At 57.0% G+C, this 16,473-nt stretch carries 14 protein-coding genes; 11 read left to right on the forward strand and 3 right to left on the reverse strand.

Annotated elements, in window-relative coordinates:
* Positions 1 to 53: 53 nt before the first annotated feature.
* The 3 genes from QPM17_RS11360 to QPM17_RS11370 all read right to left on the reverse strand — a co-directional run bounded on the left by QPM17_RS11360 (position 54) and on the right by QPM17_RS11370 (position 3,814).
* A complete protein-coding gene (locus QPM17_RS11360; protein WP_285390856.1) occupies positions 54 to 1,205 on the reverse strand; it encodes an acyl-CoA dehydrogenase family protein in 1,152 nt (383 codons plus the stop codon).
* A 31-nt stretch (positions 1,206 to 1,236) separates the two neighbouring features.
* The gene (locus QPM17_RS11365; protein ID WP_285390858.1) at positions 1,237 to 1,998 is read right to left on the reverse strand and encodes an SDR family NAD(P)-dependent oxidoreductase; all 762 of its coding nucleotides are present in this window, start codon (positions 1,996 to 1,998) and stop codon (positions 1,237 to 1,239) included.
* Positions 1,999 to 2,185: 187 nt separating this feature from the next.
* Positions 2,186 to 3,814 (reverse strand): acyl-CoA synthetase, encoded by a 1,629-nt coding sequence (locus QPM17_RS11370; protein ID WP_285390859.1) that lies wholly within the window; start codon positions 3,812 to 3,814, stop codon positions 2,186 to 2,188.
* 185 nt (positions 3,815 to 3,999) lie between these two features.
* Here QPM17_RS11370 and QPM17_RS11375 point away from each other — a divergent pair, with 185 nt between their 5' ends.
* From QPM17_RS11375 to QPM17_RS11425, 11 genes are all read left to right on the forward strand, one after another.
* On the forward strand, positions 4,000 to 4,446 hold the full coding sequence (locus tag QPM17_RS11375) for a MerR family transcriptional regulator (RefSeq protein ID WP_285390860.1): 447 nt from the start codon (positions 4,000 to 4,002) through the stop codon (positions 4,444 to 4,446).
* A gap of 164 nt (positions 4,447 to 4,610) precedes the next feature.
* The gene (locus QPM17_RS11380; protein ID WP_285390861.1) at positions 4,611 to 5,777 is read left to right on the forward strand and encodes an isovaleryl-CoA dehydrogenase; all 1,167 of its coding nucleotides are present in this window, start codon (positions 4,611 to 4,613) and stop codon (positions 5,775 to 5,777) included.
* Between the two features lie 177 nt (positions 5,778 to 5,954).
* Complete coding sequence (locus tag QPM17_RS11385) at positions 5,955 to 7,562, forward strand: carboxyl transferase domain-containing protein (RefSeq protein WP_285390862.1); 1,608 nt, start codon at positions 5,955 to 5,957, stop codon at positions 7,560 to 7,562.
* A gap of 14 nt (positions 7,563 to 7,576) precedes the next feature.
* On the forward strand, positions 7,577 to 8,383 hold the full coding sequence (locus QPM17_RS11390; RefSeq protein WP_285390863.1) for an enoyl-CoA hydratase-related protein: 807 nt from the start codon (positions 7,577 to 7,579) through the stop codon (positions 8,381 to 8,383).
* On the forward strand, positions 8,383 to 10,386 hold the full coding sequence (locus QPM17_RS11395) for an acetyl/propionyl/methylcrotonyl-CoA carboxylase subunit alpha (protein WP_285390864.1): 2,004 nt from the start codon (positions 8,383 to 8,385) through the stop codon (positions 10,384 to 10,386). The genes QPM17_RS11390 and QPM17_RS11395 overlap by 1 nt, the downstream gene beginning before the upstream one ends.
* On the forward strand, positions 10,386 to 11,294 hold the full coding sequence (locus QPM17_RS11400) for a hydroxymethylglutaryl-CoA lyase (RefSeq protein ID WP_285390865.1): 909 nt from the start codon (positions 10,386 to 10,388) through the stop codon (positions 11,292 to 11,294). The genes QPM17_RS11395 and QPM17_RS11400 overlap by 1 nt, the downstream gene beginning before the upstream one ends.
* 142 nt (positions 11,295 to 11,436) lie before the next feature.
* Positions 11,437 to 12,012: a peroxidase-related enzyme gene (locus tag QPM17_RS11405; protein ID WP_285390866.1), complete on the forward strand. Its 576-nt coding sequence runs from the start codon at positions 11,437 to 11,439 to the stop codon at positions 12,010 to 12,012.
* A 57-nt stretch (positions 12,013 to 12,069) separates the two neighbouring features.
* Positions 12,070 to 13,752 carry an AMP-binding protein gene (locus QPM17_RS11410; protein ID WP_285391119.1) on the forward strand — a complete coding sequence of 561 codons (1,683 nt, stop codon included), beginning with the start codon at positions 12,070 to 12,072 and terminating at the stop codon, positions 13,750 to 13,752.
* Between the two features lie 286 nt (positions 13,753 to 14,038).
* Positions 14,039 to 14,761 carry a hypothetical protein gene (locus tag QPM17_RS11415; protein ID WP_285390868.1) on the forward strand — a complete coding sequence of 241 codons (723 nt, stop codon included), beginning with the start codon at positions 14,039 to 14,041 and terminating at the stop codon, positions 14,759 to 14,761.
* 105 nt (positions 14,762 to 14,866) lie between these two features.
* Entirely contained in the window at positions 14,867 to 15,286 is a 420-nt protein-coding gene (locus QPM17_RS11420) for a hypothetical protein (protein ID WP_285390869.1), read from the forward strand.
* A gap of 81 nt (positions 15,287 to 15,367) precedes the next feature.
* The gene (locus QPM17_RS11425; RefSeq protein WP_285390870.1) at positions 15,368 to 16,450 is read left to right on the forward strand and encodes a hypothetical protein; all 1,083 of its coding nucleotides are present in this window, start codon (positions 15,368 to 15,370) and stop codon (positions 16,448 to 16,450) included.
* The last annotated feature ends 23 nt before the right edge of the window (positions 16,451 to 16,473 follow it).

Consider the following 16,473-nt stretch of genomic DNA (forward strand, 5'->3'; position numbering starts at 1 on the left):
GGAGGAAGGTCACCCACCCGGCGCCCAAATTGTGAGACGGATGATCGTCTTGGCTATGCTTTACCCAAGACAGACCGGGCAATAATTTCTTTCATCACCTCGGATGTACCGCCGTAGATTCTTTGTACCCTCGCGTCGATAAACGCACGCGAAATCGGGTACTCGCTGGTATAGCCGTAACCGCCGAACAACTGCAGACAACCATCCGCTACCCGGCACTGCATTTCCGTGGCGCTGTATTTCGCCATGGAAGCTGTCGGGGCGTCGAGTTCGCCTTTCTCATACAGATCGATGCATTCGTCGACGAAAGCGCGATTCACACGGCAGTCGGTTTCCATGCGTGCGATTTCGAAGCGGGTGTTTTGCAGTTGGGCCAGTTTCTGGCCGAACAGTTCCCGTTCCTGGGAATAGGCGATAGTCAGGTCCAGGGCGCCGCGTGCGGCGGCGACGCCGAGAGCGCCGATGACCAGGCGTTCGCGGGGGAGTTCGCGCATCAGGTACATGAAGCCCTGGCCTTCTTCACCCAGCAATGCCGACGCAGGGATACGCATGTCGGAGAAGAACAATTCCGAGGTGTCGCCGGAGTGCTGGCCGATTTTGTCGAGGTTGCGGCCTTTGCTGTAGCCGGGCAACGAGGTGTCTACCAGGAACAGGCTGATGCCACGGGCACCCGCCTTGGGGTCGGTTTTAGCGGCGACGATGACCATGTCGGCGTGCTGGCCGTTGGTGATGAAGGTCTTCGAGCCGTTGAGGATGTAGTCGTCCCCGTCTTTCACCGCGCTGGTGCGGATGGCCTGGAGGTCGCTGCCGGCGCCGGGTTCGGTCATGGCGATGGCGCCGACGGCTTCGCCGGAGACCATTTTCGGCAGCCAGTACTGGCGCTGTTCTTCGTTGCCGATGTGGCTGAGGTACGGCGCGACGATGTCGGAGTGGACCATCACGTTGGTGGAGAGGGCGCCGAAGCCCATGCGGGCCATTTCTTCGCCTACCACCACGGAGTACAGGAAGGGCGCGCCGCAGCCGCCCCAGTCTTCGGGTACGTCGACGCACAGCATGCCGGCGTTGCCCAGGGTGTTCCAGAGTTCCCGGGGTACGATGCCGGATTTTTCCCAGGCTTCGTAGTGAGGTGTTACCTCGGTTTCCAGGGCCTTGATGACGGATTCCCGGAACATCTCGAGTTCTTCTTTATCAACAACGCTGGTCATGGTTGTCTCCTTCATTTGCTCGGGCGCCAGGTTACTTGGGCGCCATTCGCAGGGCGTTGTCGAGGCGGATTACCTCGCCGTTGAGGATCGGGTTGCGCACCATCTGGTCCACCAGCATGCCGAATTCCTCGGCCTTGCCCAGGCGCTTGGGGAACGGCAGGGTGGCGGCCAGGCTGTCCTGCACTTCCTGGGGCATGCCGGCCATCATCGGGGTCATGAAGATTCCCGGGGCGATGGTGTTCACGCGGATGCCTTCCCGCGCCAGTTCCCGCGCGGACTGAAGGGTCATGGCGACAACGCCGCCCTTGGAAGCGCTATAGGCGGCCTGGCCGATCTGGCCTTCGAAGGCCGCCACGGATGCGGTGGAGATCACCACGCCCCGTTCGCCATCGGCGTTGGGCTCGCGCTGGGCCATGTCGGCGGCAGCCAGGCGCATGATGTTGAAGGTGCCAATCAGGTTGACCTGGATAACCTTGTTAAAGTTCTCCAGCGGCATGGGGCCTTCCTTGCCGAGGATCTTGGCGGCAGGCGCAATGCCGGCACAGTTGACGGCGATACCGCACAAACCGTGTGCGTCGCGGGCCGCTTTTACGGCAGCTTCGGCGCTTTCCGCGGAGGACACGTCACACTCGATGAATACGCCACCAATATCTTTTGCCACTGCTTCGCCCTGCTCTTTCTGCAGATCGAAAATGGCAACCTTGCAGCCTGCAGCTGCCAGAGCGCGGGCTGCGCCTTCGCCAAGGCCTGAAGCACCGCCGGTCACAATGGCTGGTACACCCTTAAATTCCATGTTTACCTCCTGATAGCAACGTCACCGGCAAAGCCCAGGGCTCGCCGGCGAACAGTTCGAATTCTGGTATGGGGTCAGTCTGTCTCAGTCACCTCCTGGGCGCCATGACATAACCGGGCAGGAAATTTGATAAAAATTGACACTCCGGAGCCACTTTCCTGTGGGCCCCGGAATCTACCGCTTGCGGTCAGAGCTTTTTGGCGTCGTCCCGCAACACAAACTTCTGGATCTTGCCGGTGGAGGTTTTTGGCAAGTCAGTGAACACAATGGTCTTGGGTGCCTTGAACTTTGCCATCCGCTCCCGACAGAAAGCGATGATATCTTCTTCGCTGACGTCCCCTGCCTCAGGCTTCAGAGTGACGAAGGCGCAGGGTGTCTCACCCCACTTTTCATCAGGCCTGGCCACCACAGCAGCTTCGAGAATATCCGGGTGACGGTAGAGCACATCCTCCACTTCAATGGTGGAAATGTTCTCGCCACCGGAGATGATGATGTCCTTCAGGCGGTCTTTGATTTCTGCGTAGCCATCCGGATGCCATACCGCCAGGTCACCGGTATGGAACCAGCCGCCCCGCAGAGCTTCTTCGGTAGCCTTGGGATTTTTCAGGTAGCCCTTCATCACCGTGTTGCCACGCAGGAAGATCTCGCCGATGGTTTTACCGTCTTTCGGCACGGCCTCCATGCTGTCCGGATCCCCCACCATCATACCGGCGAGGGTATGGTAACGAACCCCCTGCCGCGCCTTGATGCGGGCACGGTCTTCCACCGGAAGTTCGTCCCATTCGGATTTCCAGGCGCACACGGTCACCGGGCCATATACCTCAGTAAGGCCATAGACATGGGTCACCTGGATACCCATACCCTCAATCGCTTCAATAACCTTGGCCGGCGGCGCAGCCCCAGCGGTCATCGCCTGAACCGTATGGCTGAAGCTGGATTTGGAAGCCTCGGAAGCGCCCAGCAGGGTATTCAGCACAATCGGCGCGCCACACATATGGCTGACTTTGTGTTCACTGATTAACTGAAGGATCTTCTCCGGGTCTACCTTGCGCAGGCACACGTGGGTGCCGGCAAAGGCGGTAATGGTCCAGGGGAAACACCAGCCGTTGCAGTGAAACATCGGTAGCGTCCACAGATACACCGGATGCATGCCCATGGACCACACCGCCTGGTTGCCCATGGCGTTTTCATAGGCCCCGCGATGGTGATACACCACCCCTTTCGGATTACCGGTGGTACCGGAGGTATAACACAGCGAAATGGCATCCCACTCATCCGCCGGCATCTGCCAGTCAAACTGCGGATCGCCACCGGCCAGGAAGTCCTCGTAGTCCAGGTCACTCACCTGAGTGCCGCCACCAGCAAACTCAGGATCATTAACATCAACCACCTGGGGCGGGTTATCCAACAGGCCAAGCGCCTCATTAATGACCTCGCCAAACTCCCGGTCTGCAATCAGCACCTTGGCCTCGCCGTGCTCCAGCATGAAGGCGATGGTCTTCGCGTCCAGGCGTGTGTTCAGTGCATTCAGCACCGCGCCCAGCATGGGAACACCAAAATGACATTCCAGCATTTCCGGGATATTCGGCAGCATCGCCGCCACCGTATCCCCCTTGCCCACGCCCTTCGAGGCCAGGGCAGACGAGAGGCGCCGGCAGCGTTCATAGGTTTCCTGCCAGTTACGGCGGGTTTTGCCGTGAATCACGGCCGGATATTCCGGGTACACACTGGCGGTACGCACCAGGAAATCCAGCGGTGTCAGGGCAGCGTGGTTTGCATCGGTGGGCTCGAGGCCCTGATCAAAGATCGAAGCCATACAGGTCTCCTGATGTTGTTGTTCTGGATTGGTATCCTGTCCACATGACTATAGGGCAACGGACTGGTTTTGACACTTCCACCTTACGCTGAACAATTTTTCTGCTCACCACCCTAATTCAAGCCTGAAAATACTTTACGTTTACGTAAACTTTATCTAACCTAAGTCTAAAAAAGGAAACCGCCATGGACATCAAGAAAACTTACAGCATCAGTGAGCTCGCGAAGGAGTTCGATGTCACGACGCGAAGCGTACGTTTTTACGAAGATCAGGGCCTGCTCCACCCCACCCGGCGCGGACAGACCCGCATCTTCAGCTCCAAAGACCGGGTGCGCCTGAAGCTGATCCTGCGCGGCAAGCGCATGGGCTTTTCCCTGGCGGAAACCAAGGAGCTGTTCGACCTGTGGGACGAAACCCTCAGCGGTAACGAAAAACAGCTCCTGCTGATGCTGGACACCCTGGCCCGCAAACGGGCGCAGCTGGAACAGCAGAAAAACGACATTGCCCAGGCGGAAATGGAAATGGATACGGCAGAGGCAAGATGCCGCGAAGCGCTTGCTGATCTACAGAAGAAAAAGCGTCAACAGAACAAGGCACAGGCAGTAGAACCAGAATCACTTGAACAGAAGTAACGGGAATGACAAGGCAAGCGGGCAGGGCTTCCGAAACACGCTGTAGATACATCCCTGTACGCTCGGCTCCGCCATCCATGGCTCCGCACGGTTTCGGAAGCCCTGCCCGCTCACCTTGTCAGCCAACTCTCTGCGAAGATCACAAGATCAAAAGGTAGCCAACAATGAAATCACAATACTCAGAGTTCAACTTCGGCCTCGGTGAAACGATCGACATGCTCCGCGAGCAGGTCAACGGCTTTGCCGCAAAAGACATCGCACCGCGCGCAGAAGACATTGACCGTGAAAACCTCTTTCCCAACGACCTGTGGAAAAAGTTCGGTGACATGGGTCTGCTGGGTATTACCGCCGACGAAGCCTACGGCGGCTCCGGCATGGGCTACCTGGCACACGTGATCGCCATGGAAGAAATCAGCCGTGCATCGGCCTCTGTTGGCCTGTCCTACGGCGCGCATTCCAACCTGTGCGTCAACCAGATCAACCGCAACGGCACCGACGAGCAGAAAGAAAAGTACCTGCCCAAGCTCATCAGCGGTGAGCACATCGGCGCCCTGGCCATGTCCGAACCCAACGCCGGTTCCGACGTAGTCTCCATGAAACTCAGCGCCAAAGACGCCGGCGACCACTACGTGCTCAACGGCAGCAAAATGTGGATCACCAACGGCCCCGACGCTAACGTCTACGTTATCTACGCCAAAACCGACCCGGCCGCCGGCCCCCGTGGCATCACCGCCTTTATCGTGGAACGTGACACCCCGGGATTCAGCCAGGCCCAGAAGCTGGACAAACTCGGCATGCGCGGCTCCAACACCTGTGAGCTGGTGTTCGAAGACGCCAAAGTGCCCAAGGAAAACGTCATGGGTGGCCTCGGCAACGGCGCCAAGGTCCTCATGAGCGGCCTCGACTACGAACGCCTCGTGCTCTCCGGCGGCCCGCTGGGCATCATGCAGGCGGCCATGGACGTGGTGGTTCCCTACATCCGCGAACGCAAACAGTTCGGCCAGGCCATCGGCGAATTCGAACTGGTCCAGGGCAAAGTGGCTGACATGTACACCTGGATGAACACCGCCAAGTCTTACGTCTATATGGTCGCCATGTCCGCCGACCGCGGCAACACCACCCGTAAAGACGCCGCCGGCGCCATTCTGTATTCCGCAGAAATGGCCACCAAACTGGCCCTGGACGCCATCCAGTTGCTGGGCGGTAACGGTTACATCAACGAATACCCGACAGGCCGTCTGTTGCGTGACGCCAAACTGTACGAAATCGGAGCCGGCACGTCCGAAATCCGGCGGATGCTGATCGGCCGCGAGCTGTACCTGAACAATTAAGGGCCAGTATCGGGAGGCCAGCACCCAAGAACGACGAGGGTCTGGTGCCGGGGCTGTCCGGGAATGTCTCCGGCCAAGGATGGCCGGAGTCAAGCGCACATGGATGTGCTCGTAGCGTTTCCCGGACAGCCCCGGCACCAGGCCCGACGCACGGACTAATAAACGGACTAACAAGCCATGACGATACTCCAAAGCAAAGTTAACCCACGGTCCGAAGAATTCCAGGCCAACCAGGAATCCATGGCCAAAGCCGTGGCCGACCTGCGGGACAAAGTAGCTACGATTCAACAGGGCGGCGGCCCCTCATACCAGGAACGCCACATCGCCCGCGGCAAACTGCTCCCCCGCGAACGCATCAACCGCCTCCTGGACGACGGCTCCCCCTTCCTGGAAGTGGGCCAGTTCGCCGCCTACAACGTCTACGACGAAGAAGTCCCCGCTGCGGGTGTTGTCGCCGGCGTAGGCCGGGTCTCCGGCACCGAGTGCATGATCATCGCCAACGACGCCACCGTAAAAGGCGGCAGCTACTACCCGCTGACGGTGAAAAAACACCTCCGTGCCCAGGAAATCGCCCTGCAGAACCGCCTGCCCTGTATCTACCTGGTGGATTCCGGCGGCGCCAACCTGCCGAGACAGGACGAAGTCTTCCCGGACCGCGACCACTTCGGCCGCATCTTCTACAACCAGGCCCGTATGTCTGCCGACGACATCCCCCAGATCGCCGTCGTCATGGGCCTGTGCACCGCCGGTGGCGCCTACGTACCCGCCATGGCGGATGAGTCCATCATCGTGCGCAACCAGGGCACCATCTTCCTGGCCGGCCCGCCGCTGGTAAAAGCCGCCACCGGTGAAGTGGTCAGCGCCGAGGATCTTGGCGGCGCCGACGTACACTGCAAGATCTCCGGCGTGGCCGACCATTACGCCGAAAACGACGCCCACGCCCTGGAAATCGCCCGGCGCTGCATCTCCAACCTCAACCGCCGCAAACCGGCGGACGTGGAGATCCGCAAGCCCAAGGCACCGCTGTACAACGCCGAAGAAATCTACGGCATTGTCGGCACCGACCTGCGCAAACAGTTCGACGTACGCGACGTTATCGCCCGCATCGTCGACGGCTCCGAATTCGATGAATTCAAACGCTACTACGGCCAGACACTGGTTACCGGTTTCGCCCATATCCACGGCTACCCGGTGGGCATCATCGCCAACAACGGCATCCTGTTCAGCGAATCCGCCCAGAAAGGCGCGCACTTCATTGAACTCTGCTGCCAGCGCAACATCCCGCTGCTGTTCCTGCAGAACATCACCGGCTTCATGGTGGGCCAGAAACACGAGGCCGAAGGCATCGCCAAACACGGCGCCAAGATGGTCATGGCCGTGGCCTGTGCCGAAGTGCCCAAGATCACCGTACTGATCGGCGGCAGCTTTGGCGCCGGCAACTACGGCATGTGCGGCCGCGCCTACAGCCCCGACTTCCTGTGGATGTGGCCCAACGCCCGCATCTCGGTCATGGGCGGCGAGCAGGCTGCCGGCGTTATGGCCACCGTCAGGCGCGAAGGCATGGAGCGCAAGGGCCAGGAATGGAGCAGCGAGGAAGAGGCGGAATTCAAGAAGCCCATCGTCGACTCCTACGAACACCAGGGGCACCCGTACTACGCCAGCGCCCGCCTGTGGGACGACGGCGTCATCGACCCGGCCCAGACCCGCGAAGTGGTTGCCCTGAGCCTGTCCGCCACCCTTAACCGCCCGGCCAAGCCAACACGCTTCGGCGTGTTCCGCATGTAACGGAGGAGAACGTCATGACCGATCAGGAATCAGCGGTTCTGCTCAAACAACGCAGCGACGGCGTCACCGAAGTGGTATTGAACCGCCCGGACAAACGCAACGCCTTCGACGACGTGATTATCCAGCAACTGATCAACGCGCTGGAACAGGTCAACGCCGACGACAATACCAATATCGTGATCCTGCGCTCCGAGGGTAAGCACTTCTCCGCCGGGGCGGACCTGGGCTGGATGCGCCGCATGGCGGACAACACCCGCCAGGAAAACCTGGACGACTCGCGGGAACTGGCGCGGCTGATGGACACCCTGAACCACCTTGGCAAACCGGTCATTGGCCTGGTGCAGGGTGCCGCCTTCGGCGGCGCCGTAGGCCTGGCTGCCTGCTGCGACATCGTATTGGCCACGGAAAAAGCCAGCTTCTGCCTGAGCGAAGTGAAGCTCGGCCTGATACCGGCGGTAATCAGCCCCTACGTGGTACGGGCCATTGGTGAACGCCAGGCCCGCCGCTATTTCATCACAGCCGAAATCTTCACTGCCCGGCAAGCCGAACATTTCGGCCTGGTGCACGAAGTGTGTGATGACGTGGCCGCCATGGAACGCCGCTGCAACGAACTGCTTCTGCAGCTTGCGCTCAACGGCCCCGAGGCCATGCAAGCTGCCAAGAACCTGGTGTTCGCCGTCAGCCACAAAGTCATCGACAAAGATGTTATCGATGACACCGCACAACGCATCGCGGACATCCGGGTGGGTGCCGAAGGGCAGGAAGGGCTTACGGCTTTCCTGAACAAGCGCAAAGCCAACTGGGTTCCGGAGGAAGAATAATGTTTAGTAAAATCCTGATCGCCAACCGCGGCGAAATCGCCTGCCGGATCATCCAGACCGCCCATCGCATGGGCATTCGTGTCGTCGCGGTGTATTCCGATGCCGACGCCGACGCACGCCACGTGGCCATGGCCGACGAAGCCTTCAACATCGGCCCGGCCCCCAGCTCCGAGAGCTACCTGAAAGCCGACAAGATCATCGAGGTGGCGAAAGAAAGCGGCGCCCAGGCCGTTCACCCGGGCTACGGTTTCCTTTCCGAGAACACCCAGTTCGCCGAAGCCTGCGAAGCCAACAACATCGTGTTCATCGGCCCGCCCTCCTCGGCCATCGCAGCCATGGGCTCCAAATCCGCCGCCAAGGCCATCATGGAGAAAGCCGGCGTGCCCCTGGTGCCGGGTTACCACGGTGACGACCAGTCCCCGGACACCCTGCGCAAAGAAGCCGAAAAGTGCGGCTTTCCGCTGCTGCTGAAAGCCGTCGCCGGCGGTGGTGGCAAGGGCATGCGGGTCGTGGAACGCATGGAGGACTTTGACGACGCCCTGGCCGCCGCCAAACGGGAATCGAAGAACGCCTTCGGCAACCCGGACATGCTCATCGAACGCTACCTGACCCAGCCACGCCACGTGGAAATCCAGGTGTTCTGCGACAAAAGCGGCAAAGGCGTGTACCTGGCCGAGCGCGACTGTTCCGTACAACGCCGCCACCAGAAAGTACTGGAAGAAGCCCCGGCCCCGGGCCTGAGCGAAGACACCCGCAAAGCCATGGGTGAAGCGGCTGTCAAAGCCGCCCAGGCCATCGATTACGTGGGCGCCGGCACCGTGGAATTCCTCTACGACGTGGACGGCTCCTTCTTCTTCATGGAAATGAACACCCGCCTGCAGGTAGAGCACCCGGTTACCGAAATGGTCACCGGTCAGGACCTGGTGGAATGGCAATTGAAAGTGGCCTGGGGTGACCCGCTGCCGCTGGAACAGTCCCAGGTAAAAACCCGGGGCCACGCCCTGGAAGCGCGCATCTACGCCGAAGACCCGGACCAGGACTTCCTGCCCGCCACCGGCAACCTGCGCTACCTGAGCACGCCTGATGAAAGCGCCCATGTGCGGGTGGATACCGGCGTGACCGAAGGCGACGACATCAGCATCCACTACGACCCGATGATCGCCAAGCTCATCGTCTGGGACGAAACCCGCGACCAGGCCATCAACCGCATGGTCCAGGCCCTGGAGCACTACCGTATCGCCGGCGTGAAAACCAACATCCGCTTCCTCCACGCCCTGGCCGACGCCCAGCCGTTCCGGGAAGCGGAGCTGACCACCGGCTTCATCGACGACCACCGGGAGCTGCTGTTCCCCAAATCCCGCCTGGACACCCACAAGGCCCTGGTATTGGCCGCCGGCTTCGTGCTGGAGCAGCGCAAGTCCCGGGAAGTGATCAGTACCGACCCCTGGTCGCCCTTCGGCCGCCAGAACAGCTGGCGCATGAACTCTGAATACGCCCAGCCCCTGCAACTGCAGGTGGGTGACGAGATTCACGAGCTCAAAGTGCTGGAACGGGACGACCGCTACCAGGTATTCGTCGGCGACAGCGTGTACAACCTCACCGCCCGCCTGGACGACGACTACCTGCAGGCGGTCATCAACGGCCATCGCATCAGCATCCATGGCAACCTGCACAACGACCAGCTGGTGCTCTTCTACGAAGGCGACACCTTCCAGTGCATCCTGTACCGGGAAACCTACGGCTTCGAAGAAATGGCCGGCGAAGGCAGCCTCGCCGCACCCATGAACGGTGCCATCGTGGCGGTTCAGGCGAAAGTGGGTGACAAGGTCACCGCCGGCCAGAGCCTGGTGATCATGGAAGCCATGAAAATGGAACACGCCATCAAGGCCCCGGCCGACGGCGTGGTCACGGACATCTTCTTCGCCGAAGGCGACCAGGTCTCCGAAGGTGCCGAACTGATTGCGATTGAAGTCACCGCAGACGCGGAGAAGGAGGAAGGATAATGGCCTTTCCCGACAAGGTAAGACTGGTGGAAATGAGCCCCCGGGACGGCCTCCAGAACGAGCCCGGCCCGATCATCGCCACCCACATCAAAACCGAACTGATCGACCGGTTGGCCGACTGCGGCCTCAACCACATCGAATCCGCCAGCTTCGTGTCACCCAAATGGGTGCCACAAATGGGCGACGCCGCCGACGTGATGGCCAACATCAGGCGGTTACCCGGCGTGCGCTACTCCGTGCTCACCCCCAACCTCAAGGGCTTCGAAAATGCCCTGGCGGCGGGGGTGGACGAAGTTGCCGTCTTCGGTGCTGCGTCCGAGACCTTCAGCCAGAAAAACATCAACTGCTCCATCGCCGAAAGCCTCGAACGCTTCATACCGGTGATGGAAGCGGCCAAACAGCACCACATACCGGTACGCGGCTACGTCTCCACGGTACTCGGCTGCCCCTACGAAGGCGAGATCACCCCCGAACAGGTCGCCAGAGTCGCCAAGGCCCTGGCCGAACTGGGTTGCTACGAAATCTCCCTCGGCGACACCATCGGCACAGGCACCCCTCTGAAAGCCAAGCGCATGCTTGAAGCCGTCACCGCAGAGGTTCCAATCGAAAAACTCGCCGCGCACTTCCACGACACCTACGGCCAGGCCCTGGCCAACCTGTACGCGGTTCTGGAAGAAGGCGTTGCGGTAATCGATTCCTCCGTAGCCGGCCTCGGCGGCTGCCCCTACGCCAAAGGCGCGTCGGGCAACGTCGCCACCGAAGACGTGCTATACCTTCTGAACGGACTGGGAATCGAAACCGGTGTCAATCTGGACAAATTAGTAGCAACCGGCGAATGGATCAGCACCCAGTTAAAACGCCACAACGGCTCCAAAGTAGGCCAGGCATTAGGCGGTAACTGCAAATGATCGAGGGGGGAGCGAGCGAGGCTTTTCGGGACCGTAAAAAACAAGGATGTTTTTTACGAGCCTACAGGGACGTATTTACGGCGTGTCCCGAAAAGCCTCGCTCGCTCCCCCATGCACTCAACTCTGAAGGCTAGGTGCAACAATGAGCAATAAAAACGTAGTCGCTTTGGATCTCCCAATCCCGGAGATCAAGGACATGCCAGAAGACACCCAGAAGTACTTCCAGATCTGCCAGGAAAAGCTGGGCATGATCCCGAACGTACTCACCGCCTACAGCCAAAACCTCAAACAGCTCGAAGGCTTCACCCGCCTCTACAACGAACTGATGATGGGTGAAAGCGAACTGAGCAAACTCGAGCGTGAAATGGTCGCTGTGGTGGTGTCCTCCGAAAACAAATGTTTCTACTGCCTGGTGGCCCACGGCGCCGCGGTACGGGTACTGAGTGGCGACCCTGTACTGGGCGAGCACATGGTGATGAACTACCGCACCGCCAACCTCGACCAGCGCCAGCGGGCGATGCTGGACTTTGCATCGCACCTGACCCGCTCGCCGGCCACCGTTACCGAAGAACATATCCAGGCCCTGCGGGATGCCGGCCTCAGTGACAGAGGCATCTGGGACCTGAGCAACCTGATCGGCTTCTACAACATGTCCAATCGCGTGGCCATCGCCAGCGATATGCAACCAAACCCCGAGTATCACAGCCAGAGTCGCTAGCAGGTTCGACACTGCTCGCCCTCGACTAAAACAACAATGGAGGCAGAGATAATGAGCATGACTCTTCCAAGCTATACCAGTGGCACATCAGAAAGCCCACTGCTGGGCATGACCATCGGCGACATGCTCGACCGCACCGCCGAGAAATACCCGGACACCGAAGCCCTGGTGTGCCTGCACCAGGACATTCGCTGGACCTACAAAGAGTTCGTTGAAAAGGTCAACGAAGCCGCCCGCGCCTTCATGGCCATCGGCGTCAAGCGCGGAGACCGCGTGGGCATCTGGTCCCCGAACCGGTACGAGTGGACAGTAACCCAGTTCGCCACCGCCAAAGTCGGCGCCATCCTGGTCAACATCAACCCGGCCTATGGTGAGCACGAACTGGAGTACGCCATGAACCTGGCCGGCATCTCCATACTGGTCACCGCAGACAGCTTCAAGGCCTCCGACTACCGCAAGATGGTCTACGAACTGGCCCCCGAACTGAAAGCCAGCCAGCCCGGCAAGCTCAAGTCCAGGCGCCTGCCAGACCTTAAAGGCGTCATCAATCTCGACAAGCGAGGCCACGAAGGCATGTGGACCTGGCAAGACTTCCTGGGCCAGGCCAGCGGAGTCACCCAGCAACAACTGGACGAACTCCAGAGCGTGTTGCAGTTTGATGACCCCATCAACATCCAGTTCACCTCCGGCACTACCGGCAACCCCAAGGGCGCCACCCTCACCCACCACAACATCCTCAACAACGGATACTTTGTGGCGGAGAGCCAGCGCTTCACCGAGAAAGACCGCCTGGTGATTCCCGTGCCCCTGTACCACTGCTTTGGCATGGTGATGGGCAATCTGGGCTGCATTACCCACGGCTCCACCATGATCTACCCGGGTGAAGGCTTCGAACCCAAAGCCGTACTGCAGGCCGTACACCAGGAAAAGGCCACGGCCCTGTACGGCGTGCCTACCATGTTCATCGCCGAACTGGCCGAGCCGGAGTTTGAAAGCTACGACCTGTCCAGCCTGCGCACCGGCATCATGGCGGGCTCCATCTGCCCGGCGGAGGTGATGAAAAAGGTCAACGGCAAGATGAACATGAAAGAAGTTCAGATCGCCTACGGCATGACCGAAACCAGCCCGGTATCCACGCAGACCAGCTCCCTCGACCCGTTCGAGAAGCAGGTAACCACCGTGGGCCGCACCCAGCCGCATCTGGAAACCAAGATTGTCGACCCGGGCACCGGCAACGTCGTTCCCCGTGGTGAGATCGGCGAACTCTGCACCCGTGGCTACAGCGTAATGCTGAAGTACTGGAACAACGAAGAGAAAACCCGCGAAGCCATCGACGACGCCGGCTGGATGCACACCGGCGACCTGGCCACCATGGACGAAGACGGCTACGTCCAGATCGTTGGCCGCATCAAGGACATGGTCATCCGCGGCGGTGAGAACATCTACCCGAAAGAAATCGAGGAATTCCTCTACACCCACCCCTCCATCGAGGAAGTGCAGGTAACCGGCATTCCCGACGACAAGTACGGCGAAGAGCTCATCGCCTGGGTAAAACTGAACCCGGATGCCGAGCCGGTAACCGGCGACGACCTGCGGGAATTCTGCAAAGGCAAGATCGCCCACTTCAAGATACCCAGGAACTACAAGTTCGTGGATGAATTCCCGATGACCGTCACCGGGAAGATCCAGAAGTTCAAGATGCGGGAGATTTCTATTGAGGAGATGGGGTTGAAGAAGTAAGCCCCACCGCTCTTTCATTCCGTTCCTACCGCAAACCCCGGCTATGTGCCGGGGTTTGTGCTTTGTGTACGCTGCGTATACGCTTCAAGAGAAACTCGAACTGTGAAGCGTGCGCCTTTATTGCCCTGTGATATTACACTATTCTCGACTGCTAGCTTTGCAGGGCTATGATTTAACGACCATTTTAGTGGTTAGCTTACAAACCAAGGCGTGATGATGAAGCTATCAAAGTTTTGTCGCCAGTGTGAACGCTATCTAACTGCGGTTTTATTTCTTGGAGTTTTGTGTGACTTGTAGAGGGTGCGGAGAGGATAAGAAATTAATCAAAGCCCATATTATCCCTGAAGCATTCTTTCGCGGACTGCGTTCTGGTGATACTCCGCCTCGGCTGATTACTGATATAAAGGGTGTTTATCCGAGGAAAGCTCCCATTGGTGTTTATGACACCAAAATTCTCTGTAGAGATTGTGAGGATGTCTTCGGAGACTTAGACAATTATGGTCAGGCAGTATTGCTTCAGAGTTCTGACTCGACGAAAGAGTTAAAACGGGGAGTCGAACTTCTCGGTTATGTGATTCCTGATGTCAATCTCGACTACTTCAGAAAATTCTTGATCAGCGTCCTCTGGCGAGCATCAGTTTCAACACATGACTACTACTCGAAAGTGAAGTTGGGACCTTACGAGAAGCGGGCGAAAGCGATTGTGTGGGCTGATGGAGCGAATATTAATCCCTCGGGCTTTTCGTTCGTTGTCTCGAAGTTTGTAGATGATAGGTTCAGCAAGACAATGCTCGATCCACACCCAGAACGCTGGTATGGAATAAATTACTACCGAATATATATGTTTTGGTACACAGTCCACATTAAGGTCGACAAGAGAGCAACCCCGAGTATGTTCAAATCTTTCGAGCAAAGTGGAAGAGGCAAGCTATTCGTTATCGCAAGAGACATGACTGATTCGCGGGAACTGAGCGCAATTATTTCCATTGCAGGAAAAGCAGTATCATAAAATATGACCATGCTAGTCACGGCGACGGCTAAACATTGCTGCTTCGCCGCCATTCAGTAGCCGCTTGTGCAGGGCTGCGTTATGAATTAAGAAAGGTATCGAACCATGAATAGTACCGGAGATTCGCTTGAGAAACTGGCTCAAGCGCAACGTCGTTATGGAAAGTTCAGGGAGCTCTTTCGAGAGTTTCAACAGAACCTCTCTTTTTTTCATGGAGACAGGTTTCCGCTCAAGGGTATAGGTGTTGACCATAAAGATGGTGAGCTCAGCAATCTAAGCTTTCTGAACCGGGATTATTGTATTGAATTCAGTATGGTGTGCATGGACGGTGTGCTGAAAGGGAGCATAACGTTTTATAGACTTATTGATGAGCAGACCAAGAATCTCTTACAGAGAGCAACATTTAATGGTCAGGGCGAATTAGATGTCAAGCCAACTCCAGAAGGAGATCCGATGTCCATTGATGAAGATTCATCCTGTATGGGTCTAGTGCTCGATTGGTTAAGGTCCGAAGTCTATTCATAAGCAGGCCATGCACCGGATGCCAAAATCTACACGTCGCTCCGGTTTTGTCACCGGTGATGGCGAGCGTTAGTCAGAAGGGGCATGATGGGTAATTCAATGTATTTGAATATCATTCCAGAAGAACGTTTAGCTCTTATTCCTGAAGAATACTGGCAAAAGCATGAATTCTGCTTTCATCTTCATGATCAACTTTTGCACCTTCTTAAACAGTATGAGGAAAGTGGCGCTCACAGCATTGTAGAAAACGCATTTCACGAAGCTGCAAGAGGGAAAGAAAAAGAGCTTGAAGATCTAGACATTCTCCAATTTATGAAGACCAATAATTTAATATGGCCTTACAAACATCACATTCTAAGTCATACTATCCTTGGATTGACTTCCGACTTGCTCAACTTTCTATATGAGTCTTTGAGATGTTTTGAAAAAAGAAAATTTTCTGTAGCGTTCTCATTACTTAGAAAGCCTTTAAAAGAGCATTTGCTATTTCTGTCATGGATAATAGCCTACGAAGATGATTTCATATCAAGATTTGAAGAAAATAATCATATTAGTTTTAATGGCATCTTCAAAAAAGAAAAAATCGATATATTTGACAAAGCAATAAAAAAACTTCATTTAAAGGAAGCCTTTGATGCAGAAACCATTTGGAGCATAATTTATTCTAAGACTCATTCAAACGGTTTCGAGCCAACCTGGCAAAGAGCTACGCACCTTACGACCTCTCGAGGCGATCTACTAAAAACAGAAGACTATTCGTTCAACTTCATTTTTGAGAGTCCCTGGGACGACCAATATTACGATTTTGTTTATTGGAAGTTGCCGCTAGTTCTGCTCTTTTTGACCCAGATTTTGTTCGAGTGTTTCAACAGAATCCATCCAACGAACAAGAAAACCATAAGCTACAACATAATAACTGCTATGGGTGCATATGAGGCTATTTTTTTGGATGGCCGCGCCAATGCAATCCGAAAATCACTTCAGAATCAGCTCGGCGACTTGTTATCCTGCGTTCAATGTGATGAAAAATTCAAAATAAATAAAGCGAATGCTGCAGATTTTTTTCTCACAGAGCGAGTGAACTGTAGGAACTGCGGTATAACTTCTCAATTTCCTTTGTACTGGATACTGGCAAAGGCTAATATCTCATTCATAGAAACTGAATAAACCAAAATTTAGAAATCACTAAA

Origin of the sequence: Marinobacter azerbaijanicus, assembly GCF_030250645.1 — a bacterium.
Lineage (GTDB): Bacteria > Pseudomonadota > Gammaproteobacteria > Pseudomonadales > Oleiphilaceae > Marinobacter > Marinobacter azerbaijanicus.